We start from the raw sequence: 23,160 nt of genomic DNA on the forward strand, positions 1-23,160 counted from the left end.
CTATTGGCCGACCTTGCTCAGCACGTCCGCCTTGAGGAAGCGTTCGATGACCAGCATGAACAGCACGGAGGGGACGAGCAGGATCAGCGCCGTGATGGAGGCGATCTGGTAGTTGCCGCCCATGCTGGCGTTGTAGAGCAGCAGCGGAAGCGTGGTGACCTGCGGGACGCCGACGAAGAAGGTGCCGGTGAACTCGTCCAGCGATTCCAGGAAGACGAAGATGGCGCTGGCGATGATGCCGGGCGCGGCCAGGGGCAGCGTCACGGTGAGGAAGCTGCGCATCGGCCCGGCGCCCATGTTGCGCGCCGCCAGCTCCAGGTCGCGGTCCACGGCCGCGAAGGCCGCCGAGGCGATCCAGACGGAGTAGACGAGGGCGTGCGCGGCGTGGACGAGGACGACGCCCGTCACCGTGCCGGCGAGGCCGATCGAGTAGAAGATCCGGGCGACGTTGATGTAGATCGCCACCGAGGGGAAGGCCTGCGGCAGCAGGAAGGCGATCATGATCGCGGTGCGGAACGGCAGCCGCAGCCGCGCCAGCGCATAGCCGGCCGGCACGGAGATCGCCAGCGCGACCACCACCACGGCCAGCGCGATGCTGACGCTGGTCCCCAGCGACGCCATGGCGTCGCCGGTGGGGCGGAACACCACCTCCCAGTAGCGCGTCCCATAGGTGACGGGCAGCTTGAAGGGCGTGTACCAGCGCTCCGCCACGGACCACAGCGCCAGGTTCACGAGCGGGCCCGCGAGCCAGAACGCGAAGACGGCCAGCGCGGCGGCCTTCAGCAGGGCCCCGGCCGGGGCGCGCAGGCGCGCCAGGCCGGCTGTCGGGGCGTGGCCCGGAAGCGCCGGCTCGCGAAGGCCTCTCAGGTCCTGGGCCGTCATGCGGGCGCATCCTTGCGCACCGAGCGCCGCAGGTAGAACCAGGCCGCCAGCCCGGTGATGGCGTAGGAGATCACCCCCAGCGCGTTCGCCACCGGGTAGTCACCGTAGGCGTTGATCCTGAAGGCCATGTCGACCGTCACCATGGTGGGCTGGGAGCCAGACACCATCATCGGCACGGAAAGGACCGACATGGTGGTGACGAAGGAGAGCACCAGGGCCACCATCAGGGTGGGGAGCACCTGGGGCAGGATGATTTCGAAGAGCACCCGCAGGCGCGACGCGCCGAGGTTGCGGCCGGCCTCGATCGTGGCCCGGTCGAGGGACGCCATCGCGCCGGCGAGCAGCAGCGTGACGAAGGGCGCCTGCTTCCACACGAAGGTGATGACGATGCCGCGCCAGTCGAGCAGGCTCGCGGTCTGCGTCGCGTCGAGCAAGCCGAGCTCGACCAGCGTGTTGTTCATCAGCCCGTTCTTGGCCAGGAAGGTGCGCATGCACTGGCCCGCCACGATGAAGGGGATGAACAGCGGCCAGCGGTAGAGAGCCCGCAGGATCGACACCACCCAGGGCGTCTCGCCCAGGGTCAGAACGCCCGCGATCGCGATCGCGGCCAGCGCGGTGAGCGCGCCCGACAGGAGCACGATGAACACCGTGAACAGGATGTCGACCGAGTAGAGGTCGAACGCCTTGGCGAAGTGGGCGAGGCTCGGCTGGCCGTTCTGGCTGAAGGCCGCGACCAGCGAATAGCCGAGCGGATACAGGAACAGCGCCGCGACCAGCGCGAGCGCCGGCGCCACGAGCCCGAGGGCGAGAAGGCGGGATTCGGTCATGAGGCTCGCAGCGCGCGTCCCTTCTCCTCCCGGGAGAAGGCGGCCCGAAGGGCCGGATGAGGGGCTGAAGGGGGTCGGAAGGGGCTCGACGGCGCCGCCGACCGGGCCGGCGCCGGACCCTCGCCCGCCGGCATCGCCGACCCCTCCTCCCGGGGGGAGAAGGGGAGCGCCCATGTCGTCGCCGCGCTTTTCGCCATGACGGGCGAAGCCAGCCGATGGCTCAGTTCGCGACCTTCTTCTCGTAGCTTTCGAGGATGTCGTTGAAATAGGGCGCGATCGGGAAGGGCTTGCCCTTGCTGGCGAGGTCGGCCGGCGTGATGTCGGTGAAGAGCTTCTGCCAGTCCGCCTTGTCGAGCTTGCCCTCGAGATGCTGCGCGTCGATGCCCGGATACCAGTTGAACTTCTTCACGATGCCTTCGGCCTGCACCTCCGGGCTGGTCGCCAGCGCGATGAACTCCTCGGCGAGCTTCGCCTGCGCCGCCTTGGCGGGCACGGCGTAGTACATTGGCTGGCCGGGCATGCCGGGGGCGACGAGCTTCAGCTTCATGTTCGGCGGCAGCTTGCCGTCGTTCTGCCAGGTGTAGAACATGTCGACCCAGACAGGGCCCATGGCGATCTCGCCGCGGTTGAGCATGTCCAGCGTGCCGGCGTTGCCGGGCGTGATCACGACATTCTTGTTGAAGTCCTTCAGATCGGCGAGCGCCTTGTCCCATCCGGTCTTGGCGGCGGCGTCGTAGGGGCCCTTCATCAGCTTCTCGCTGTCCTGCCCGAAGGCGTAGACCCAGCCGGCCACGAAAGCGACGCCGGACATGCCGCCCTTGATGCCGTTGTAGCCGAACTGCTTGGGATGCTGCTTGGCCCAGGCGGCCAGCTCCGGGTAGCTGTTCGGCACGTCCTTGACCATGTCGGCGTTGTAGGCGATCGCGGTCTGCGAGTGGAACATCGGCATGACGTAGCCGGAGACGTCCGCTCCGAGCGAGTTCTCGGCCGTGTCGCGGGTGACCAGCGAGCCGGTCTTGATGTCGCCCCGGTACTTCATCAGCAGGGCGTCCTTGGCCATGTCGCCGGCCATCTTCTGGTGGATCACCACCACGTCGAAGTCCCAGGCCGGCGCGTTGGCGGCCTTCTGGGCGCTGAGCTTCTCGAAGATCTTCTGCGATCCGCTATCGCCCGGGCCGGTGCCGACCGCCACGACCTTCACGCCCGGGTGGGACTTCTCGAATTTCGGCCCCAGATAGTCCTTGATGTAGTCGACCATGTTCTGGTCGCCCGCGCTGGCCACGTTCAGGGTCTGCGCGGACGCTGGCGCGGCCAGCGCGGCCGAGACGGCGAAGGCCGACAGGGCTGGGATCAGGGCGTAGCGCATCGTGTGTCCTCCTGGGATGCCCGGGCTACGGCGTGGCCGCCGGGAAAATGTGAAGTCGGGAGAGCGGAAGGCAGACGCCCACGGGCGCGCCGAGTTCGTGGTATCCGGCGTCCTTGACGCTCAGGTGACGCCCGCCGGCGTCCACGCCGTAGCGGTAGTGGCCGCCCGGATAGGCGCGCGTCGCCACCACGCCCGGGAGCACGATGGCGGCCGCCGGGCAGTCCTGGCCGGGGGTCGCGTCCGCGGCCGTCAGGCTCGCGGCCTCCTCGCGGAAGAACGCCGTGACGGCGCCGGCCGCCGGGGCGGCGCCGTGCTCGCCCGACCACGGCGCGGGGCGGGCCATTCCGACCGCCTGCAGCCCCACGCCGCCGCCCGTCTGGGGCAGCACGTCGAACTCGATCCGGTTCTCGGCCCCCAGGAACGTCGCCACGAAGGGCGAGGCCGGGCGGTCATACACCTCCTCCGGCGTGCCCATCTGGGCGATGCGGCCCTGGTCCATGATGACGACGCGGTCCGCCATCGTCATGGCCTCCTCGCGGTCGTGGGTGACATGGATCGCCGCGAAGCCGAGGCGGTTCTGTAGCGCCTTGATCTCGTAGCGCAGCTGCAGGCGCACCTTGGCGTCCAGGTTGGAGAGCGGCTCGTCGAGCAGCAGCAGGGCCGGCTCGATCGCCAGCGCCCGGCCCAGCGCCACGCGCTGGCGCTGTCCGCCCGAAAGGTCGGTGACCTTGCGGTCCTCCAGTCCGGAGAGGTTCAGCATGGCGAGGAGGTCGCCCACGCGGCGGCGGATCTCGCCCCGCTCGACCCCGCGCAGGCGCAGTCCGTAGCCCATGTTGCCCAGCACCGTCATGTGCGGCCACAGCGCGTAGGACTGGAACACCATGGCGACGCCGCGCTTCTCGGGCGGCAGCCCCGCCACGTCCTTGCCGAACAGACGGATCGATCCCGAGAAGGCCTTCTGGAAGCCCGCGATGGTGCGCAGCAGGGTGGTCTTGCCACAGCCGGACGAGCCCAGGATGGCGATGAACTCGCCGGGCGCAGCCGTCAGGTCGACCCCATGAAGGATCTTCGTCGACCCATATCCCGCGGTCAGGCGCTCGACTTCGATCGCCGGCCGACCGTCTCCTCCCATGACGTTCTCCTTGGGCTGACGCCGGAGACGCTTATTGGTTGCAGACGACAGTGAAGCGACAAAACGAAGCGTTGGCTAGGGGGTGACGCCGCGGAAAGCGGGATTACAAATGAAAAGTCCCCTCCTCGGGAGAGGAGAGGACCAAACTGCGCGAGAAGAGCGTCGAAATTCAGCTCGGACGGGCGAGCTGCGCGCCCGGCCACACCTTGGTGGCCGCCCTGGCGTATTGCGGCGGCCGGGGAAGGTCGAATCCGAGCGCGTCGGCCGCGTGCCAGCCCCAGCGAGGATTGTCCAGGAAGGCGCGGGCGAGCGCGACCTGATCCGCCGCGCCGCTCTGGAGAATGTCCTCGGCCTGCTGCGGGGCCGCGATCATGCCCACCGCGCGGGTCACGATCCCGGTCCGCCGCCGGACCTCCTCGGCGAAATGGACCTGATAGCCGGGCCCGACCGGAATCCGCGCGGTCGAGACGTTGCCGCCCGACGACACGCAGGCGAAGACGAGGCCTTCGTCCTTCATCTCGGACGCCAGCGCCACTGCGTCGTCGATCGTGAGCCCGCCGTCGGTCCAGTCGGAGCCGGTGATGCGGGCGCCGAGCGCGACCGTGTCCGGGATGGCGGCCTTCACGGCGCGGGCGATGCGGTGGATGAAGGCGCGGCGCTTCTCGGGCGAGCCGCCCCACTCATCCGTCCGGGTGTTGGAGATCGGCGACTGGAACTCGTGCAGCAGGTAGCCATGGGCCCCGTGCAGTTCGATGGCGTCGAAGCCGAGCCGCACCGCCCGCCGGGCGGCCTGGACGAAGCCCGCCTCGATGCGGTCGAGGTCATGGGCGTCTGCGGCCTTCGGCACGTGCCAGCCCTCGGCGAACGGGATCGCGGACGGCCCCACGGTCTGCCAGGGGTCCTGGTCGGGCTTCAACGGCCCGCCGCCTTCCCACGGGCGCTGGACGGAGGCCTTGCGGCCCGCATGGGCGATCTGGATGCTGAACTTCGTCCCGGGCAGGGCCACGGCCCGCGCCGCCGCCAGGGCCCGCCCCATGGCGCGCTCGTTGGCGTCGGAGTAGAGGCCGAGATCGCCGTGGCTGATGCGGCCGTGCCGCTCGACGGCGGTCGCCTCGATGGTGACGAGGCCCGCGCCGGACATCGCGAGGTTCATCCAGTGCTGGATGTGCCAGTCGGTCGCCGATCCGTCGTCGGCGGTGTACTGGCACATCGGCGCGACGACGATGCGGTTCGGCGTTTCGACCGAGCCGAGGCGCAAGGGGGAAAAGAGCAGGGACATGCTTGGGAAACCCGGTTCAAGGACGGGGGAAGGGCGAAAGAATAGGTCGCCGGCGCGCTCCGGGAAGTCCCGGGAATTGCATGGCTGCAGCGCTCAAGGCCGCATGGCTCAAACCCAGACGCCGCGCTCCGTCCGGGAGCGCGCCTCATGGGCGATGTCGATGAGCGACAGGATCGTGAACAGCACCTGCGCGCCCGCATGGGCGGTGTTGCTGGTCGCGTCATATTGCGGCGCGACCTCGACGACGTCGCCGCCGACGATGTCCAAGCCCTTGAGGCCGCGCAGGACCTGGAGGGCCTCGCGCGGGGTGAGGCCGCCGACCTCGGGCGTGCCGGTGCCGGGCGCGAAAGCGGGGTCGAGGCTGTCGACGTCGAAGGACACGTAGGTCGGGCCGTCGCCCACCACCTCGCGGGCGCGGGCGATGGCGGCCTCCGCGCCCATGGCGGCGAACTCCTCGGCGTGGATCATGGTCATCCCCGACGCGGTGGAGAACTCCCACAGATATTCCGCCCCGCCGCGGATGCCGATCTGGATGACCCGATCGGGATCCAGCACCCCGTCCAGAACCGCCTGCCGGAACGGCCCGCCATGGTGGAACTTGGAGCCCTCATAGGGGCCGGACGTGTCCGCATGGGCGTCGATATGCACCATGCCGACCGGGCGCTTGCGCCCGACCGCCTTCAGGATCGACATGCTGATGGAGTGGTCGCCGCCCACCGAGAGCGGGATCACGCCGGCGTCGACGATGCGGGTGTAATAGGCCTCGATGTCCTCGTGGCAGCTTTCCAGGCTGTAGCGGCTGCGGAAGGGCACGTCGCCCACGTCCGCGACCCGCATCGTCGACAAGGGCGTGCGGCGCAGGACGTGCTCGAACGGCCCGATCCGCTCGATCGACCGCACCGCGCGCGGGCCCAAGCGGGCGCCGGCCCGGTTGGTGACGCCCAGATCCATCGGCACGCCCACGACGGCGACGTCGAGGTCGGCGAAGTTCTGCTCGGCGGCGTCCGGGCGAAAGGGCGCGCCCATGAAGGTCGCCGGGTCGGCGAAGGGCCATTTGCGCTTGTCGCCCTGGAACTGGCTGGCCGCCACCTTGGCGAATTCGGGATCGAAGATCTCCGATCCCCTCGCGGCGCCGAACCTGTCACGCAGCGCCTTCAGCTTCTCGTCATCCACGATGCAGTCCTCACACGGCGTCCCGCAGGCTGGACCCGGGGGGCGAAGCCTGTAGGAATGGCGGCGCGCGCGCAAGGCCGCGGCGAGGACGATGACGAATGGCTGCCCTGAATCCGAATCTGGTCGACACCGCCACTCCGCCGATCCCCGAGGCCCAGGGCTGGGCCCGGGCCTATGCGGGCGGACGCGGACCGCTGATCGACCTGTCGCAGGCGGTGCCGGGCTATCCGCCCCATCCGCAGATGCTGGCGCGGCTGTCGGAGGCCGCCGGCCGGGTCGCGGCGGCGGGCTACGGCTCCATTTTCGGCGACGCGGACCTGCGCGAGGCCTATGCGGCGCATGCGTCCTCGGTCTATGGCGCGACCATCCGGCCGGCCGAGACCGCCATCACGGCGGGCTGCAACCAGGCCTTCGTCATCGCCCTGATGGCGCTCGCCCGGGCCGGCGACGCGGTCCTGCTTCCCTCGCCCTGGTACTTCAACCACGAGATGACCTGCCGCATGCTGGGCGTGGAGGCGCGTCCCCTGCCCTGCGCGGCGGAGAACGGGTTCATCCCTGACCCGGATCTCGCCGAGAGCCTGATGGACGAGCGGGTGAAGGCGATCGTGCTGATCACCCCCAACAATCCGACCGGGGCGGTCTATCCGCCCGAGACGCTGGCGCGCTTCGCGGAGCTGTGCCGGCGCAAGGGGATCTGGCTCGTCGTCGACGAGACCTATCGCGACTTCCTGGACGCCGGCGGGCGGCCGCACGGCCTCTTCGGCGAAGCCGGCTGGGGCGACACGGTGATCGGCCTCTACAGCTTCTCCAAGTCCTACTGCATCCCCGGCCACCGGCTGGGCGCCGTGACGGCGGGCGAGGACGTGATCGCCCAGATCGGCAAGGTGCTGGATTGCGTGCAGATCTGCCCCGCCCGCGCCGGCCAGATGGCGCTCACCTGGGCGATCGGGGCGCTGGGCGACTGGCGCGAGCAGAACCGACGCGAGATCGGCGCGCGGGCGGCGGCCTTCCGCGCCGCCTTCGCGCAGGCGCCCGAATGGCGCATCGACTCGATTGGGGCCTATTTCGCCTATGTGGCGCATCCGTTCCGGGACGCGCCGGCCCCGGTCGTGGCTCGCAAGCTCGCCAGCGAACGCGGCGTGCTGGCGCTGCCGGGCGGCTATTTCGGCGCCGGCCAGGATGGGCACCTGCGCGTCGCCTTCGCCAACGCGGACCGGGACGCGATCGCCGGCCTTCCGGAGAGGCTGGCCGGCTTCGCGCTCTGACGGCCGTTGCAGCGCTCAGGCGGCCGACGCCGCCCGGGCCTGCTGGATCGCCTCCCACACCCGCTTGGGCGTGGCCGGCATGTTCATGTGCGGCACGCCGACCTCCGCGAGCGCGTCCGCGATGGCGTTCATCACCGACGGGAGCGCGCCGGCGCAGCCCGCCTCCCCGCAGCCCTTGGCGCCGAGCGGGTTGGTCTTGGCCAGCGTGGGCCGGCTTTCGAAGGAGAACTCCGGCATGTCGTCGGCCCGCGGCATGGCGTAGTCCATGAAGGACCCGGTCACGAGCTGGCCCTCGGCGTCATATTCGGTGAACTCCATCAGCGCCTGGCCGATGCCCTGCATGACGCCGCCATGGAGCTGGCCCTCGACCAGCAGCGGGTTCACCACCGTGCCGAAGTCGTTGACCATGCTGTAGCGCACGACCTTCGTGACGCCGGTGTCGGGGTCGATCTCGACCTCGGCGATGTGGCAGCCGTTCGGATAGGCCGACGGCGACAGCCTGTGCACGTGGTCGACGTCGAGCGTCGCCGGGACGTCGGGCGGCAGAGAAAGGCTCCCGTCCCGCAACTTGGCGGCCAGCTCCATGATCCCGACCCCGCGGTCGGTGCCCGCGATGGCGAAGCGGCCGTCGGCGAACTCGATGTCCTCGACCCCCGCCTCCAGCGCGTAGGACGCGATCAGGCGGCCCTTCTCGATGACCTTGTCGCCGGCTTCGGCGATCGCAGCGCCGGACGCCATGATGGACTTCGATCCGCCGGTGCCGCCGCCGGCGATCAGCCTGTCGCTATCGCCCTGCACCAGCCTGATCTTGTCGAAGGGCACGCCGAGCTTGTCGGTCAGCACCTGGGCGAAGGGGGTCCAGTGCCCCTGGCCGTAGTCCAGCGTTCCGGTCACGATCGTGACGGAGCCATCTGCCTCGAAATGGATCCCGCCCATCTCGTTCATGGGAGGCGCCGTCACCTCCAGGTAGCAGCCGATGCCGCGCCCGCGCAGCAGGCCCCTCTTGCGGCTCTCGCGCTTGCGCTGCGGGAAGCCCTTCCAGTCGGCGGCCTCGATGGCGCGGTCCAGCAGGGCGCTGAAGTCGCCCGAGTCGTAGACCGTGTCGACCGGGGTCTTGTAGGGCAGCTGGGACGGCTTGATCTGGTTGCGCTTGCGCAGGCTGATCGGGTCGATCCCCATCTCCCGGGCGGCCTGGTCGATCAGCCGCTCCATGAAATAGTTGCCCTCGGGCCGCCCCGCGCCGCGATAGGCGCTGATCGGAACCGTGTTGGTGAACATGCAGCGCGTGTCCACCTGGAACAGCGGCGTCGTGTAGGTCCCGATCCCGTTCTTGTGGATGTTCAGCGTCGACATTAGCGGCCCCACCGGCGACAGGTAGGCGCCCATGTTGCTGTGGCCGCTGATGCGCACGGCGAGGAACTTGCCCTTCTCGTCCAGCGCCAGTTCGGCGTGGACGTTCTGGTCACGCCCGTGGTGGTCCGAGACGAAGCTCTCGGAGCGCTGGTCGGTCCACTTCACCGGCTTCCCGAGCAGGCGCGCGGCGTGCAGCAGGCTCACATATTCGGGAAACACCGACGCCTTCATGCCGAAGGAGCCGCCGACATTGCCGGTGACGATGCGGACCTGCTTGGGGTCCACCTTCAGCACATTGGCGAGGTTGTTGCGAAAGCCGAACACGCCCTGGGTCGGAACGTGAAGGACGAAGCGCCCCTCGTCGAACTGCGCCACGGCGGCGCGGGGCTCGATGGGGTTCACCACCACGCGGTTGTTGGCGATGTCGAGCGTCGTCACGTGGGCGGCGGACGCGAAGGCGGCCGTTACCTTCTCGGCGTCGCCGAAATGGTAATCGAGGGCGCAGTTTCCGGGCGCCTCGTCGTAGAGCGTCGGCGCGCCGGGCTTGTCGGCCTCCTCGGGCGTCACGACCGCGGGCAGCACGTCGATGTCGAGCGCGACGGCTTCGGCCGCGTCCCGCGCCTGTTCGGCGGTCTCGGCGACCACGAAGGCCACCGGGTCGCCGACGAAGCGCACCTTGTCGACCGCCAGGGAGGGCCGGGCCGGCGTCACCATGGCCGAGCCGTCCCGCTGCTTCTGCGGCATGATGCATTTCAGCGTGTCGTAGCCGGCCGCCACCAGGTCTGCGCCGGTGTAGCCGGCGACCACGCCCGGCATGTCCAGGGCGGCGGAGAGGTCGATCCCGTTGATCACGCCATGCGCGTAGGGACTGCGCACGAAGGCCGCGTAGAGCTGGCCCGGCATGTTGACGTCGTCGGTGTAGCGGCCTTCGCCGCGCACCAGGACCGGATCCTCGTTGCGCGGCACGGGCTGGCCGATGCCGAATTTCATCAGGGAAAGGTCGCTCGGGTTCGTCGGCTTGTTCATGACGGTCGGGGGCTCGGGTGATGCGGGCTGGTCGGGAGTCTAGCGCGCAGCGCCGCGAAGGCGAGGGCCCGGCGGGCAGGGCTCCGCCGCGCACAGGTCATGGGGCGGCGCCGGCTACTCGGCCGCTTGGCCGGCGGCCTGCGCTTCGGCGGCCGTCTCGGCGGCGTCCACCGTCTTCAGGGCGTCGGGCGCCGGCATGGAGATGATGTTGTAGCCGGAGTCCACATAGTGGATTTCGCCGGTGACGCCCGCCGAGAGGTCGGACAGGAGATAGAGCGCCGATCCGCCGATCTCCTCGATCGACACCGTCCGCCGGAGCGGGGCGTGGCGCTTCTGGTAGTTGAACATCAGCCGCGCGTCGGTGATGCCGGCCCCGGCGAGCGTCCGCACCGGCCCGGGCGAGAGCGCGTTGACCCGGACGCCCTGCGGCCCGAAATCGCTCGCCAGATAGCGGACGCTGGCCTCGAGCGCCGCCTTGGCGACGCCCATGACGTTGTAGTTCGGCATGACCCGGGTGGAGCCCCCATAGGTCAGCGTGACGAGCGAGCCTCCGTTCGGCATCAGGGCCGCCGCCCGCTTGGCGATCTCCGTGAAGGAGAAGCAGGAGATCACCATGGTGCGCGAGAAGTTCTCGCGCGAGGTGTCGGCGTAGCGGCCCTTGAGCTCGTTCTTGTCGGAGAAGCCGATGGCGTGGACCACGAAGTCGATGGCGCCCCAGGCGTCCTTCAGGGCCGCGAAGGCGGCGTCCACCGAGGCGATGTCCTCCACGTCGCAGGGCAGCACCAGGGCCGGGCCGCGGCTCTTGTCCGGGTTCAGGCTCTCGGCCAGCGGGGCGACCCGCTTGCGCAGCGCCTCGCCCTGATAGGTGAAGGCCAGTTCCGCGCCGTGCTCGGCGAGCCTTTTGGCGATGCCCCACGCGATCGAGTGGTCGTTGGCGACGCCCATGATGAGGCCGCGCTTGCCGGACATGAACGAGGACATGCCGTTCTCCTGGTTCGGGGAAGGGCGCCTCAGGCGTCCGGATGCTTCATCACGATGGTGGCGTTGGTGCCGCCGAAACCGAAGGAGTTGGACAGGACCGTGCCGAGCTTGGCGTTGTCGATCCGCTTGCGGACGATGTTCATGTCCGCGAATTCGGGATCGAGCTCCTCGATGTTGGCGCTCTCGCAGATGAAGCCGTTGTTCATCATCAGGAGCGAGTAGATCGCCTCCTGCACGCCGGTAGCGCCCAGCGAGTGGCCGGTGAGCGACTTGGTGGCGGAGATCGGCGGGCACTTCTCGCCCGAGCCGAAGACCTGCCGGATGGCCTCGATCTCCTTCTGGTCGCCGACGGGCGTGGAGGTCGCGTGCGGGTTGATGTAGTCGATCGGGCCCTTCACGCCGGCCAGCGCCTGGCGCATGCAGCGGATCGCGCCCTCGCCCGACGGGGCGACCATGTCGTAGCCGTCCGAGGTGGCGCCGTAGCCGACGATCTCGGCGTAGATGCGCGCGCCGCGCGCCTTGGCGTGCTCCAGCTCCTCCAGCACCAGCACGCCCGCGCCGCCCGCGATGACGAAGCCGTCGCGGTTCTTGTCATAGGCGCGGGATGCGACCGCCGGGCGGTCGTTGTACTTGGTCGACATCGCCCCCATGGCGTCGAACAGCACCGAGAGCGTCCAGTCGAGCTCCTCGCAGCCGCCGGCGAACATGACGTCCTGCTTGCCGTACTGGATCATCTCATAGGCGTTGCCGATGCAGTGGTTCGACGTCGCGCAGGCCGACGAGATCGAATAGTTGACGCCCTTCAGCTTGAACCAGGTGGCGAGCGTGGCGGAGGCCGTCGACGACATCGCCTTGGGCACCGCGAAGGGGCCGATCCGCTTCGGGCCCTTGTCGCGGGCGATGTCGGCCGCCTCCACGATGGTGCGGGCGGACGGGCCGCCGGAGCCCATGATAATGCCGGTGCGCTCGTTGGAGACGTCGCTCTCCTCGAGGCCCGAGTCGCGGATCGCCTGGTCCATCGCGACGTGGTTCCAGGCCGTCCCGGTGGCGTGGAAGCGCATGGCGCGGCGGTCGACCAGCTCGGACGGGTCCAGCGTCGGCGCGCCGTGGACCTGGCAGCGGAAGCCGAGTTCGGCATATTTGTCGGCCCGGACGACGCCGGACTTGGCCTCGCGCAGCGATGCGAGGACCTCCTGGGTGGTGTTTCCGATCGATGAGACGATGCCCATGCCGGTCACGACGACGCGCTTCATGGTGTCGGCTCCTTCCCATGGCGCCCGGTGAGCTCGTCGAGCCCCGGGCGAAGATTCAAACGAGGATGAACGGGGCGGTATCCAGGGCGCCTCAGGCTCCGGCGGTCTTGAACAGCCCGACCCGCAGATCCTTGGCTTCATAGATGCGGCGGCCGTCGGCCTCCAGCCAGCCGTCGGCGACGCCCAGCACGAGCTTCGAGCGGAACACCCGCTTCAGGTCGACGCCGTAGACGACCTTCTTGACGCTCGGTAGGACCTGGTCGGAGAACTTCACCTCGCCGACCCCCAACGCGCGGCCGCGGCCTTCCGCGCCCAGCCATCCGAGAAAAAAGCCGGTGAGCTGCCACAGCGCGTCGAGGCCGAGGCAGCCCGGCATCACGGGATCGTCCTTGAAGTGGCACTGGAAGAACCAGAGATCGGGGCGAACCTCCAGCTCGGCGCGGATCAGGCCTTTTCCGTTCGGTCCGCCGGTTTCGCTGATCTCGGCGATCCGATCGAACATGAGCATCGGCGGAAGAGGAAGCTGGGCGTTGCCGGGCCCGAACATCTCGCCGCGTCCGCAGGCGAGAAGATCCTCGTATTCGTAGGTCGACCGCTGCTGCATGTCCCCGAGGGGCTCCGTTCCCGTCATGGAAGATGAGGCGTGGTCCTGCCGGACACGCCCGATTTCGCGGAAGTTGGTAGCACAGCGGATCGCGCATCGAAAGCCGCAAGAGGTCGAAGCGCCCCGGGCGGCGTCCCCGCATTTTCCCCGGGTTGCGGCGACGGTCCGCCGTTCTTATGATATGCAGGACCTTCACGATCACGGTTCGCGCGCACCTCATGACGGATTTCAGCCATTCCGCTCGTCGCCAGGGCATCCCTGCGCTCGGCTCCGCCGGCGCCAGGGCGGGCGCGCCCGCGGCTCAGGCGGGCGGGTGGTCGAACCAGAGCGGCTGCCCCTTCCACGACCTGCGCGGCAAGCTGAGGCAGGCGGGCCTGCGCCCGACGCGCCAGCGCGTGGGGCTGGGCTGGCTGCTCTTCGCCCGCGGCGACAGGCACGTCACCGCCGAGGTGCTGTTCGAGGAGGCCGCGAAGGCGCGCGTGCCGGTGTCGCTGGCCACCATCTACAACACGCTGCATCAGTTCACCCAGGCGGGGCTGCTGCGCGAGGTCGCGGTGGACGGAGCCAAGACCTATTTCGACACCAATGTCAGCAACCACCACCACTTCTTCGTCGAGGGCGAGAACACGCTGCACGACATCGAGGGGCACGAGGTGGAGGTCGCGTCCCTGCCGGAGCCGCCGCCCGGCATGGAGATCGCCCGCGTCGACGTGATCGTGCGGCTGCGCAAGAAGGGCTGAGCCCGCGGCCGGATCGCCGCGGCGGCTACTCCACCTTCTCGTTCGGATAGACGCCCCACAGCTTGTTTTGCGGCATCCAGCCGTCGAATCCCGGCCCGATGACCCGGCACCACTGGCCGTCGCAGGTCTTCAGCGTACCGAGCACGCCGGGCTGGAGCTGCGCGACGACGTCGCCCTTCAGGTTGGCCCGGTTGTAGAGCGCCAGCGGCCCCTGCTTCCACCAGGGCGCGACCAGGCCGGTGCGCCGGCCCGACAGCAGGCTGTGCAGCACCCATCCCTCCGCCCCGTCGGAGTCGCGGATGCGCCTCCAGGTCTCGAACTCGGCCGTGATCTCGACGGGCAGCCCGGCGCGCTGGAACACCCAGCTCGTGCGGTGGTCCTTGGACGGGCCCTCGCGCAGGTTCACCCGGTCCGACTTCAGGCTGACGAATCGCGGCACCGGGAGGCCGGACGCGGTTCCGGCGCTGGTGCCGTCCGCGGCCAGGATCGGCGACGGACCCCAGGCGCAGAAGAGGGCGGCGGCGACGGCCAGGGTGCGGGCGAGAAAGGGGGGCATCGGGCGCATGGAGACGGACCGCGGGTTCTAGATCTTTTGTCCCGGTGGACCGGGCGTTGTGTTTCCCCCGTCGCCTCGCTAGACAGGACTCGCCTGGACAAGACTTGGCCTGTGCGGCGCGCGGGGACCCTCCCGTTGTCCCCCGCGCATCGTTAACGCTTGGTGAATGCGCCCGCGCTTCGGGCCGAACCGCGGGGTGGGGGACCGCCGACAATGACCAAGAAGAAGCCGCTCGTCGTCGTGACCCGGAAGCTGCCCGACGTGGTCGAGACCCGGATGCGTGAGCTGTTCGACGCCAGGCTCAACGTCACGGACGCGCCCATGTCGGCGGCCGAGCTGGTCGAGGCGGTCAGGACCGCGGACGTCCTGGTTCCGACCGTCACCGACAAGATCGACGCGTCCCTGCTCGCGCAGGCAGGAGAAAACCTGCGGCTGATCGCCAATTTCGGCAACGGCGTCGACAATATTGACGTCCAGACGGCCCTGTCGCGCGGCATCACGGTCACCAACACGCCGGGCGTCCTCACCGAGGACACGGCGGACATGACCATGGCGCTGATCCTGGCCGTCGCGCGCCGCATCGCGGAGGGCGCCCGCGTCATCCCCGACGAGACCTGGAACGGCTGGTCGCCGACCTGGATGCTGGGCCACCGCATCACCGGCAAGCGCCTCGGCATCGTCGGGATGGGCCGCATCGGCCAGGCGCTGGCGCGGCGCGCCAAGGCGTTCGGCCTGCAGGTGCACTATCACAACCGTCGGCGCGTGGCCGCCGCGATCGAGGAAGCCCTGGAGGCGACCTACTGGGATTCGCTGGACCAGATGCTGGCCCGCATGGACGTGGTGTCGGTCAACTGCCCGCACACCCCCGCCACCTATCACCTCCTGTCGGCGCGCCGGCTGAAGCTGCTGAAGCGCGACGCCATCGTGGTCAATACGGCGCGCGGCGAGATCATCGACGAGAACGCCCTCACCCGGATGCTCGAGGCTGGCGAGATCGCCGGCGCGGGCCTGGACGTGTTCGAGCACGAACCCGCGATCTCGCCCAGGACCCTCAAGCTGGCGCGTCAGCACCGCGTCGTGGTGCTGCCCCATATGGGCTCGGCCACGATCGAGGGCCGCGTCGACATGGGCGAGAAGGTCATCGTCAACATCAAGACCTTCATGGACGGGCACCGCCCGCCGGACCGCGTCCTGCCCGCGATGCTCTGATCGGGCGCGGGCGGCGTCGCGCCGCCCGTCCCCTCGGTCCCGGGCTCAGAGACCCTCGAACAGCGCCGTCGACAGATACCGTTCCGCGAAGGACGGGATGATGATGACGATGTTCTTGCCCTTCGCCTCCGGCCGGGCCGCGATCTCGAGCGCCGCCGCCACGGCCGCGCCGGACGAGATGCCGACCGGGATCCCTTCGAGGCGGGCGAGATGCCGCGCGGTGTCGAAGGAGGTCTGGTTGCCGACCGTGATCACCTCGTCGATGATCGAGCGGTCCAGCACCTGCGGCACGAAACCGGCGCCGATGCCCTGGATCTTGTGCGGACCCGGCTGCCCGCCGGACAGGACCGGCGAGTCCTCAGGCTCCACCGCCACCACCTTGAGGGTGGGCCGGCGCGGCTTCAGCACCTGGCCGACGCCCGTGATGGTGCCGCCCGTGCCGACGCCCGAGACGAAGTAGTCCACCTCGCCATGGGTGTCGTTCCAGATCTCCTCCGCGGTCGTCCGGCGGTGGATCTCGGGATTGGCCGGGTTGGCGAATTGCTGGGGGATGACCGCGCCAGGCGTGGCCGCCTTCAGCTCCTCGGCCCGGGCGATCGCGCCCTTCATGCCGAGCGGCGCCGGCGTCAGCTCCAGCTGCGCGCCCAGGAGGGCCAGCATCTTGCGCCGCTCCACCGACATGGATTCCGGCATGACCAGAATGAGCTTGTAGCCCCGGGCCGCGGCCGTGAAGGCCAGGGCGATGCCGGTGTTGCCCGAGGTGGGTTCGATCAGGGTCGAACCGGGCTGGATCGCGCCGGACGCCTCCAGGGCGTCGATCATGCTGACGCCGATGCGGTCCTTCACGCTCGATATCGGGTTGAAGAACTCCAGCTTGGCCAGGAGATTGGCGCCGACGCCCTTTTCGCGCGCCAGCCGCTGCAGGCGGACGAGGGGCGTGTTGCCGATCGTGTCGGTGATCGAGTCATAGATCCGGCCGCGGCCGGGAGCGGCCTCGGACCCCTGCTGCGAGACATGCAGTGCTGCTGGATTGGCCATCATCGCTCTCCATCGAACCTGTAGTCACAGGATTAGACTTATCCACACGCTGCGTCGAGAATGAACTCTAATTCCAATCCTAGATCGTGAAATCGGCGGTCGCGGGCGTGTCCTTGAAGAGCCCGTCGGCGCGCCGGCACAGGTCGTCGACCGTGACGGCGTCCAGCTCCTTGAGGAACGCCTCGCCGGCGCGCTGCACCGTCGGGCCGATCACCTCGTCGACCAGGCGCGACTCCGGCGCGGGCGGCATGGAGTCCTCGCCCGTGGAGGCCATCGCGGCCCGGACGATGTCGCCCGCCGTGATGCGGCGGCGCTCGCGGGCGATCTCGTAGCCGCCGCGGGGGCCGCGCACCCCCTTCAGGATCCCCGCCCTGACGAGCGCCTGCAACATGGTCTCGAGATGGCGCGGCGGAAGATTGTGCCGAACGGCCAGCATCTTGGCCGCGACCGGAGAGGGCCGCGCATGCAGCGCGATGTCCACCACGGCCGCGATGGCCAACAGGCTTCGTCTCGACAACAGGATCATCCGTCAGCTCCTCCCTCGGGACGAGCGTCAGACACCCGTCGATCCGAATCCGCCCTGGCCGCGCCCGGTCTCGTCGAGCGCGCCCTCCTCCGCCAGCCGCACCCGCGTCACCGCGGCGACGACCAGCTGGGCGACGCGCATGCCCCGGGCGATCACGAACGGCGCAGGGCCGTGATTCACCAGGATGACGCCCACCTCGCCGCGATAGTCCGCGTCGATGGTGCCCGGCGCGTTCAGCACCGTCACGCCGTGCTTCAGGGCCAGCCCCGACCGGGGTCGGACCTGCCCTTCATGCCCATCAGGGAGGTGGAGCTTCAGGCCCGTCGGGACAAGAACCCATTTCCCGCTTTCCAACGTGATTTTTTCATTTTCGCCGATGGCGGCGAGCAAATCCAGCCCGGCGCTGTGCTCCGTCTCGTAGCGGGGCAGCGGCAGGCCCACGGCGTGCGGCAGCCGTTCGACGCCGACGCGCAGGCTTGCGGCGTCCGTTCCTACACCCATCCCCGGTCCTTCAGTTGCTCGGCGATGCGCTGCGCCAGGCGCTCGGCGACCGCCGTCTTGTCCAGGGTGGGCCAGGTCTCGACGCCCTCCCGGGTGATGATGGAGACCGTGTTGCGGTCGCCGCCCATCACGCCCGTCCCTCCCGCAGGCGTGCTGACGTCGTTGGCGACGATCCAGTCGCAGCCCTTGCGGGCCAGCTTGGCCTTGGCGTGATCGATCACCTTCTCGGTCTCCGCCGCAAAGCCGACGACCAGCACCGGCCGGCCCGATGTCCGCTTGGCGATCGTGGCCAGGATGTCGGGGTTCTCCACCAGCCCCAGGCTGGGCGGCCCGCCGGGCGTCTTCTTCAGCTTCTCGTCTCCGGCCCGCGCCACCCGCCAGTCCGCCACGGCGGCGCAGAACACGGCGGCGTCGACCGGCATCCGGGCCTCGACGGCGGCCAGCATCTCGGCCGCGGTCTCGACCTTCACCACGGCGACGCCGGGCGGATCGGCCAGCGCCACCGGGCCGGAGACCAGCGTCACCTCGGCGCCGAGTTCGGCCAGGGCGCGCGCGATGGCGTGGCCCTGCTTGCCGGACGACCGGTTGGCGATGTAGCGGACCGGGTCGATGGGCTCGTGCGTCGGGCCGGAGGTCACGAGCGCGCGGCGCCCGGCGAGGGGCTTGGGCTGGGAGGAGGCGGCTCCCTCCAGCAGGGCGGCGGCCGCGTCCGCGATCGCGTCGGGCTGCGCCATGCGGCCGAAGCCGAACTCCCCGCAGGCCATCTCGCCCTCGTCGGGGCCCACCACCGAGACGCCGTCCTCCCGCAGGATCGCCAGATTGCGCTTCGTGGCGGGATGCTCCCACATGCGGACATTCATGGCGGGCGCGATCAGCACCGCCTTGTCGGTCGCCAGCAGCGCCGTCGAGGCGAGGTCGGAGGCGAAGCCGTGCGCCATCTTGGCCATCAGGTCGGCCGTCGCCGGCGCGACCACCAGGAGGTCGGCGTCGCGCGACAGCTCGATATGGCCCATCTCGGCCTCGTCGGTGAGGGAGAACAGGTCCGTATAGGCCTTGTCGCCCGACAGGCTCGCCGCCGACAGCGGCGTCACGAATTCCTGGGCGGCCTTGGTCAGGATGCAGCGCACCGACGCGCCGCGCTTGCGCAGGACGCGGATCAGCTCGAGGGCCCTGTAGGCCGCGATGCCGCCGCCGACGATGATGAGGATGCGTTTGCCGCTGAGCGTCATGAGGGGCTCCGGGATCAGCGCTTCTCTACCATGACAGCATGCGCATCGTCGCCGCGAACACGCAGATCGCGATGATCCAGAGCGCCACCGTCGACCAGCGGTTGCGGTCGGCCTCGGCCCGGCCGATGCCTTCCAGGCTCTCCGGCGCCAGGCGGAAGCCGCGGCGCGTCGCGTCCTCCAGGTCCAGCACGAGGCGCTCAGCCCGGTTCACCAGGGTCGGCAGATGGCCGAACAGGCTGGCGTAGGACATCGCCCCGCGCCCGGCCTCCTCCATGCGGCCCAGCGGCCCGAGATTGCGCTCGATCCATTCCCGGACGACCGGCTCGGACGTCCGCCACATGTCCAGGCGCGGGTCGAGGTTTCGCGCCACGCCTTCCACCACCACCATCGTCTTCTGCAGCATCACCAGCTCGGTGCGGGTGGTCATGTCGAAGATCCCGGTGATCTCGAAGAGCAGCGTCAGCAGCTTGGCCATCGAGATCTGGTCGGCGGTGCGGTCGTGGATGGGCTCGCCGATGGCCCTGATCGCCTGGGCGAAGTCATCGACCGAATGGTGGCCCGGCACGTAGCCGGCCTCGAAATGGACTTCGGCCACGCGCCGATAGTTGCGGGTGATGAAGCCGAGCAGGATTTCGGCCAGGAAGCGCCGCTCCTTCGGCCCGAGCCGGCCCATGATCCCGAAATCCACCGCGCAGAGCTGGCCCCGCCTGTCCACGAACAGGTTTCCGGGATGCATGTCGGCATGGAAGAAGCCGTCGCGCAGCGCGTGCCGGAGGAAGGACTGGATGACGCTGCGCCCGAGGGCGACGCGGTCGTAGCCGGCGTCTTCGATCGCGGCGAGCGCGTTCAGCGGCAGCCCGTCGATCCACTCCATGGTGAGCACGTCGCGGGAGGTGCGCTCCCAGTCGGGCGCGGGCACGCGGAAGTCGGAGTCGTCGCGCGTGTTCTCCGCCATCTCGGACAGCGCCGCCGCCTCCAGCCGCAGATCCATCTCCATCGCGACGGAGCGCGCCAGCGTCTCCACGATGGCGATCGGCTTGAGGCGCTGCGTCTCGGGCAGCATGCGCTCGATCATGCGGGCCGCGAAGGCCATGGCGCGCAGGTCCTTGCGGAAGCGGATGCGCACGCCGGGGCGCAGCACCTTGACGGCGACCTCGCGGTCACCCGCCGCGGTGCGGACCGTCGCGCGGTGCACCTGCGCGATGGACGCCGCGGCGACCGGCTCGCCGAAGTCGGCGAAGACGGAGGACAAAGGCTGGCCGATCGAGGCCTCGATCACCTTGGCGGCCTCGGCGCGGCCGAAGGCGGGCATCCGGTCCTGCAGAGCCTCGAGGTCGCGCGCCACGCGGACGCCGACGACGTCGGGCCTCGTGGCCAGGAACTGCCCGAACTTCACATAGGACGGACCCAGCCGCGTCAGGGCCGCGGCCAGCCGTTCCGCGCCGTCTCCGGCGCCGGGGCGTTCGATGAGGCGCGCAGCCCACAGGGCCGGCTTGGCGGCGGGGGGCAGCTCGGCGGGATCGACGAGCGCGAAGGCGCCTTCGCGCGCCAGCACGAAGCCGACGCGCGCCAGCCTGATCAGGTGGACGATGGAGGTCAGCACGCGCGGCTCACAGCTTCCATGCCGAGTGCAGGCGCACGATGCCGCCGCTCATCGGGCGGTCCGTCACCCGGCCGAAGCCGGCCTCGCGGATCATGGCCGAGAACGCGGCCGGGCGCGGGAACTTGCGGATCGATTCCACCAAATACCGGTAGGGCTCGCCGTCGCCCGTCACGGCCTTGCCGAGCGCCGGGACGGCCGTGAACGAATAGGCGTCGTAGACGGCGTCCAGGATGGGCACGTCCACATGCGAGAACTCCAGGCACAGGAAGCGGCCGCCCCGCCGGAGCGTCCGGTAGGCCTCCGACAGCGCCAGGTCGATGCGCGGCACGTTGCGGATGCCGAAGGCGATCGTGTAGGCGTCGAAGGACCCGGCCGGGTAGGGAAGGCTCTCGGCGTTGCCCTCGACGAAGTCGAGCCGCCCGGCGAACCGCGCCGGAGCGCGCGCCTCGCCCACGGCCAGCATGTCGGGGTTGATGTCCAGCACGGTCACGTGCGCCTGCGGGCCGGCGGCCTCCAGCACCCGGAAGGCGATGTCGCCGGTGCCGCCCGCCACGTCGAGATGCCGCCAGGGCCGGAGCGAGGGCGGACGCAGGGTGGAGACCAGCGCCTCCTTCCAGGCCCGGTGCAGGCCGGCCGACATCAGGTCGTTCATCAGGTCGTAGCGGCCGGCGACCTTGTGGAAGACCTCGTCCACCCTCGACTGCTTCTCGCCGAGGGGCACGGTCGCATAGCCGAAATGCGTCTCGGCCGCCTCGTCGCCCCTGCTGGTCCTGCCCGCTTGCATGATCGAATTCCTGTTTGCGGCGCGGACCATAGCGCGCGGGCGTGCGGGACGCTATGTGGCGTAGGTTCATCACGCGCAGGTCGAAATGCCCGAGCTTCCCGAAGTCGAGACCGTCCGCCGGGGCCTCGAGCCCGCCATGGTGGGCGCGCGGATCCTCAGCGTGGAGCAGCGCCGGCCGGACCTGCGCTTCCCGTTTCCGGAGCGCTTCGCCGAGCGCCTGGCCGGACGCAGGATCGAGGCCCTGGGGCGGCGCGCGAAATACCTGCTGGCCGACCTGGACGACGGCGACGTGCTCGTGATGCATCTGGGCATGACGGGGCGCTTCACGGTGGCGGCGCCGGACGGGTCCGTGGCGCAGCCGGGCGAGTTCCACCACGAGGCCGGAGCGGCGCTGCCGCACGACCATGTGGTGTTCCGCCTCTCCAACGGGGCGACCGTCACTTATAATGACGCCCGGCGGTTCGGCTTCATGACCCTGGTCGCCAGGGCGGCGCTGCACGAGCACCCGCTGTTTCGCGGCATGGGGATCGAGCCGCTCGGCAACGCCCTCGACGGCGCCTCCCTGGCGGCGCTGTTCGCCGGCAAGAGCGCGCCCCTCAAGGCGGCGCTGCTGGACCAGCGGCTCGTGTCCGGGCTCGGCAACATCTATGTCTGCGAGGCGCTGAACCGGGCGCGTCTCTCGCCCCGGCGCGAGGCCGGAACGATCGCGCGCCGCGACGGCGGCCCGACGGCCAGGTCCGAGCGGCTGGCCCGCGTCATCCGCGAGACGCTGGAGGAGGCGGTGGCGGCGGGCGGATCGTCGCTGCGCGACTACGCCCACACGGACGGCTCGCTCGGCTATTTCCAGCATCGGTTCCGCGTCTATGACCGCGAGGGCGAGCCCTGCCCGACGCCGCGCTGCCGGGGCGTCGTGCGGCGCATCGTCCAGTCGGGGCGCTCGACCTTCTTCTGCGCCGTCTGCCAGAGGTGAGCGATTGCCCTCCCGGGCCGGCTCGGATAGCCCTTGTATCCTGTGCGCCAAGGAGCCCGGAGAAGAGCCCATGAGCCATGACACCATCATCGTCGAGACGCTGGGCCGGGTGGGCCTGGTGCGCCTCAACCGTCCGCAGGCGCTCAACGCGCTCAATGGCGCGCTGATCGGCGAACTCAACGAGGCTCTCGACGGCTTCGACCGGGACCCCGGGATCGGCGCCGTCGTGATCACCGGCTCCGAGAAGGCCTTCGCAGCCGGCGCGGACATCAAGGAGATGCAGGCGAAGTCCTACCCGGAGACCTATCTGGAGGACTTCATCACCGCCTGGGACCGGGTCGCCCAGCGGCGCAAGCCGATCATCGCCGCCGTGGCGGGCTTCGCGCTGGGCGGAGGCTGCGAGCTCGCCATGATGTGCGACTTCATCCTTGCGGCCGACACGGCGAAGTTCGGCCAGCCGGAGATCAAGCTGGGCGTCATGCCGGGCGCGGGCGGCACCCAGCGCCTGACCCGGCTGGTCGGCAAGTCCAAGGCCATGGAGATGTGCCTGACCGGGCGCATGATGGACGCCGCCGAGGCCGAGCGCGCGGGCCTCGTGTCGCGCATCGTGCCCGCCGCGGACCTCGTCGACGAGGCGCTCAGGGTGGCGGCGCAGATCGCCGAGCTGTCGATGCCCATCGTCATGATGACGAAGGAGAGCGTGAACCGGTCCTACGAGACGACGCTCGCCGAGGGCATCCGCTTCGAGCGGCGCGTGTTCCACGCCATGTTCGCCACCCAGGACCAGAAGGAAGGCATGTCGGCCTTCGTCGACAAGCGGAAGGCGAAGTTCGGCCACCGCTGAGCGAGCCCCCGCCCGGGAG

At 69.8% G+C, this 23,160-nt stretch carries 22 protein-coding genes; 5 read left to right on the forward strand and 17 right to left on the reverse strand.

From position 1 onward, the window contains the following. The 6 genes from ACYVO7_RS02970 to speB all read right to left on the reverse strand — a co-directional run bounded on the left by ACYVO7_RS02970 (nucleotide 1) and on the right by speB (nucleotide 6,662). Entirely contained in the window at nucleotides 1-882 is an 882-nt protein-coding gene (locus ACYVO7_RS02970; RefSeq protein WP_460448345.1) for an ABC transporter permease, read from the reverse strand. Further along, nucleotides 879-1,709 carry an ABC transporter permease gene (locus ACYVO7_RS02975; protein ID WP_460448346.1) on the reverse strand — a complete coding sequence of 277 codons (831 nt, stop codon included), beginning with the start codon at nucleotides 1,707-1,709 and terminating at the stop codon, nucleotides 879-881. The genes ACYVO7_RS02970 and ACYVO7_RS02975 overlap by 4 nt, the downstream gene beginning before the upstream one ends. Before the next feature lie 220 nt (nucleotides 1,710-1,929). Next, on the reverse strand, nucleotides 1,930-3,075 hold the full coding sequence (locus tag ACYVO7_RS02980; protein WP_460448347.1) for an ABC transporter substrate-binding protein: 1,146 nt from the start codon (nucleotides 3,073-3,075) through the stop codon (nucleotides 1,930-1,932). 25 nt (nucleotides 3,076-3,100) lie between these two features. Further along, nucleotides 3,101-4,207, reverse strand: coding sequence for an ABC transporter ATP-binding protein (locus ACYVO7_RS02985; protein ID WP_460448348.1), 1,107 nt, complete (start codon nucleotides 4,205-4,207; stop codon nucleotides 3,101-3,103). A 169-nt stretch (nucleotides 4,208-4,376) separates the two neighbouring features. Beyond that, nucleotides 4,377-5,486: an NADH:flavin oxidoreductase/NADH oxidase gene (locus tag ACYVO7_RS02990; RefSeq protein ID WP_460448349.1), complete on the reverse strand. Its 1,110-nt coding sequence runs from the start codon at nucleotides 5,484-5,486 to the stop codon at nucleotides 4,377-4,379. Nucleotides 5,487-5,594: 108 nt separating this feature from the next. After that, on the reverse strand, nucleotides 5,595-6,662 hold the full coding sequence (gene speB / locus ACYVO7_RS02995; protein WP_460448548.1) for an agmatinase: 1,068 nt from the start codon (nucleotides 6,660-6,662) through the stop codon (nucleotides 5,595-5,597). 95 nt (nucleotides 6,663-6,757) lie between these two features. On the opposite strand from speB, the gene ACYVO7_RS03000 reads away from it, so the two are divergent. Then, on the forward strand, nucleotides 6,758-7,924 hold the full coding sequence (locus ACYVO7_RS03000) for an aminotransferase (RefSeq protein ID WP_460448350.1): 1,167 nt from the start codon (nucleotides 6,758-6,760) through the stop codon (nucleotides 7,922-7,924). Between the two features lie 15 nt (nucleotides 7,925-7,939). Here the strand turns inward: ACYVO7_RS03000 and ACYVO7_RS03005 are convergent, their stop codons facing one another. From ACYVO7_RS03005 to fabA, 4 genes are all read right to left on the reverse strand, one after another. Beyond that, a complete protein-coding gene (locus tag ACYVO7_RS03005; RefSeq protein WP_460448351.1) occupies nucleotides 7,940-10,303 on the reverse strand; it encodes a xanthine dehydrogenase family protein molybdopterin-binding subunit in 2,364 nt (787 codons plus the stop codon). 114 nt (nucleotides 10,304-10,417) lie between these two features. Then, nucleotides 10,418-11,284: an enoyl-ACP reductase FabI gene (gene fabI, locus ACYVO7_RS03010; protein ID WP_460448352.1), complete on the reverse strand. Its 867-nt coding sequence runs from the start codon at nucleotides 11,282-11,284 to the stop codon at nucleotides 10,418-10,420. A 29-nt stretch (nucleotides 11,285-11,313) separates the two neighbouring features. Next, nucleotides 11,314-12,537 (reverse strand): beta-ketoacyl-ACP synthase I, encoded by a 1,224-nt coding sequence (gene fabB / locus ACYVO7_RS03015; RefSeq protein WP_460448353.1) that lies wholly within the window; start codon nucleotides 12,535-12,537, stop codon nucleotides 11,314-11,316. A 91-nt stretch (nucleotides 12,538-12,628) separates the two neighbouring features. After that, a complete protein-coding gene (gene fabA / locus ACYVO7_RS03020; protein WP_460448354.1) occupies nucleotides 12,629-13,141 on the reverse strand; it encodes a 3-hydroxyacyl-[acyl-carrier-protein] dehydratase FabA in 513 nt (170 codons plus the stop codon). Nucleotides 13,142-13,359: 218 nt separating this feature from the next. Between fabA and irrA the strand changes: the two genes are divergently transcribed. Beyond that, nucleotides 13,360-13,881 carry an iron response transcriptional regulator IrrA gene (gene irrA, locus ACYVO7_RS03025; RefSeq protein ID WP_406855922.1) on the forward strand — a complete coding sequence of 174 codons (522 nt, stop codon included), beginning with the start codon at nucleotides 13,360-13,362 and terminating at the stop codon, nucleotides 13,879-13,881. Nucleotides 13,882-13,906: 25 nt separating this feature from the next. Here irrA and ACYVO7_RS03030 read toward each other — a convergent pair whose 3' ends face one another. Further along, nucleotides 13,907-14,446 carry an SH3 domain-containing protein gene (locus tag ACYVO7_RS03030; RefSeq protein ID WP_460448355.1) on the reverse strand — a complete coding sequence of 180 codons (540 nt, stop codon included), beginning with the start codon at nucleotides 14,444-14,446 and terminating at the stop codon, nucleotides 13,907-13,909. Nucleotides 14,447-14,650: 204 nt separating this feature from the next. Between ACYVO7_RS03030 and ACYVO7_RS03035 the strand changes: the two genes are divergently transcribed. Beyond that, nucleotides 14,651-15,646 (forward strand): 2-hydroxyacid dehydrogenase, encoded by a 996-nt coding sequence (locus tag ACYVO7_RS03035; protein ID WP_460448356.1) that lies wholly within the window; start codon nucleotides 14,651-14,653, stop codon nucleotides 15,644-15,646. 45 nt (nucleotides 15,647-15,691) lie between these two features. Here ACYVO7_RS03035 and cysK read toward each other — a convergent pair whose 3' ends face one another. From cysK to ubiE, 6 genes are all read right to left on the reverse strand, one after another. Continuing rightward, complete coding sequence (cysK, locus tag ACYVO7_RS03040) at nucleotides 15,692-16,684, reverse strand: cysteine synthase A (protein WP_460448357.1); 993 nt, start codon at nucleotides 16,682-16,684, stop codon at nucleotides 15,692-15,694. 79 nt (nucleotides 16,685-16,763) lie between these two features. Continuing rightward, nucleotides 16,764-17,210, reverse strand: a complete 447-nt coding sequence (locus ACYVO7_RS03045; RefSeq protein ID WP_460448358.1) for an RrF2 family transcriptional regulator — start codon at nucleotides 17,208-17,210, stop codon at nucleotides 16,764-16,766. 27 nt (nucleotides 17,211-17,237) lie between these two features. After that, entirely contained in the window at nucleotides 17,238-17,711 is a 474-nt protein-coding gene (gene dut, locus ACYVO7_RS03050) for a dUTP diphosphatase (RefSeq protein WP_460448359.1), read from the reverse strand. Further along, complete coding sequence (gene coaBC / locus ACYVO7_RS03055; protein WP_460448360.1) at nucleotides 17,702-18,940, reverse strand: bifunctional phosphopantothenoylcysteine decarboxylase/phosphopantothenate--cysteine ligase CoaBC; 1,239 nt, start codon at nucleotides 18,938-18,940, stop codon at nucleotides 17,702-17,704. The genes dut and coaBC overlap by 10 nt, the downstream gene beginning before the upstream one ends. Before the next feature lie 25 nt (nucleotides 18,941-18,965). After that, nucleotides 18,966-20,543 carry a 2-polyprenylphenol 6-hydroxylase gene (gene ubiB, locus ACYVO7_RS03060; protein ID WP_460448361.1) on the reverse strand — a complete coding sequence of 526 codons (1,578 nt, stop codon included), beginning with the start codon at nucleotides 20,541-20,543 and terminating at the stop codon, nucleotides 18,966-18,968. Nucleotides 20,544-20,550: 7 nt separating this feature from the next. After that, nucleotides 20,551-21,327 carry a bifunctional demethylmenaquinone methyltransferase/2-methoxy-6-polyprenyl-1,4-benzoquinol methylase UbiE gene (gene ubiE / locus ACYVO7_RS03065; RefSeq protein ID WP_460448362.1) on the reverse strand — a complete coding sequence of 259 codons (777 nt, stop codon included), beginning with the start codon at nucleotides 21,325-21,327 and terminating at the stop codon, nucleotides 20,551-20,553. An 85-nt stretch (nucleotides 21,328-21,412) separates the two neighbouring features. On the opposite strand from ubiE, the gene mutM reads away from it, so the two are divergent. Next, nucleotides 21,413-22,297 carry a bifunctional DNA-formamidopyrimidine glycosylase/DNA-(apurinic or apyrimidinic site) lyase gene (gene mutM / locus ACYVO7_RS03070; protein ID WP_460448363.1) on the forward strand — a complete coding sequence of 295 codons (885 nt, stop codon included), beginning with the start codon at nucleotides 21,413-21,415 and terminating at the stop codon, nucleotides 22,295-22,297. 70 nt (nucleotides 22,298-22,367) lie between these two features. Further along, nucleotides 22,368-23,141, forward strand: a complete 774-nt coding sequence (locus ACYVO7_RS03075; RefSeq protein ID WP_460448364.1) for an enoyl-CoA hydratase — start codon at nucleotides 22,368-22,370, stop codon at nucleotides 23,139-23,141. The last annotated feature ends 19 nt before the right edge of the window (nucleotides 23,142-23,160 follow it).

The sequence above is a fragment of the Alsobacter sp. SYSU BS001988 genome, assembly GCF_054796215.1.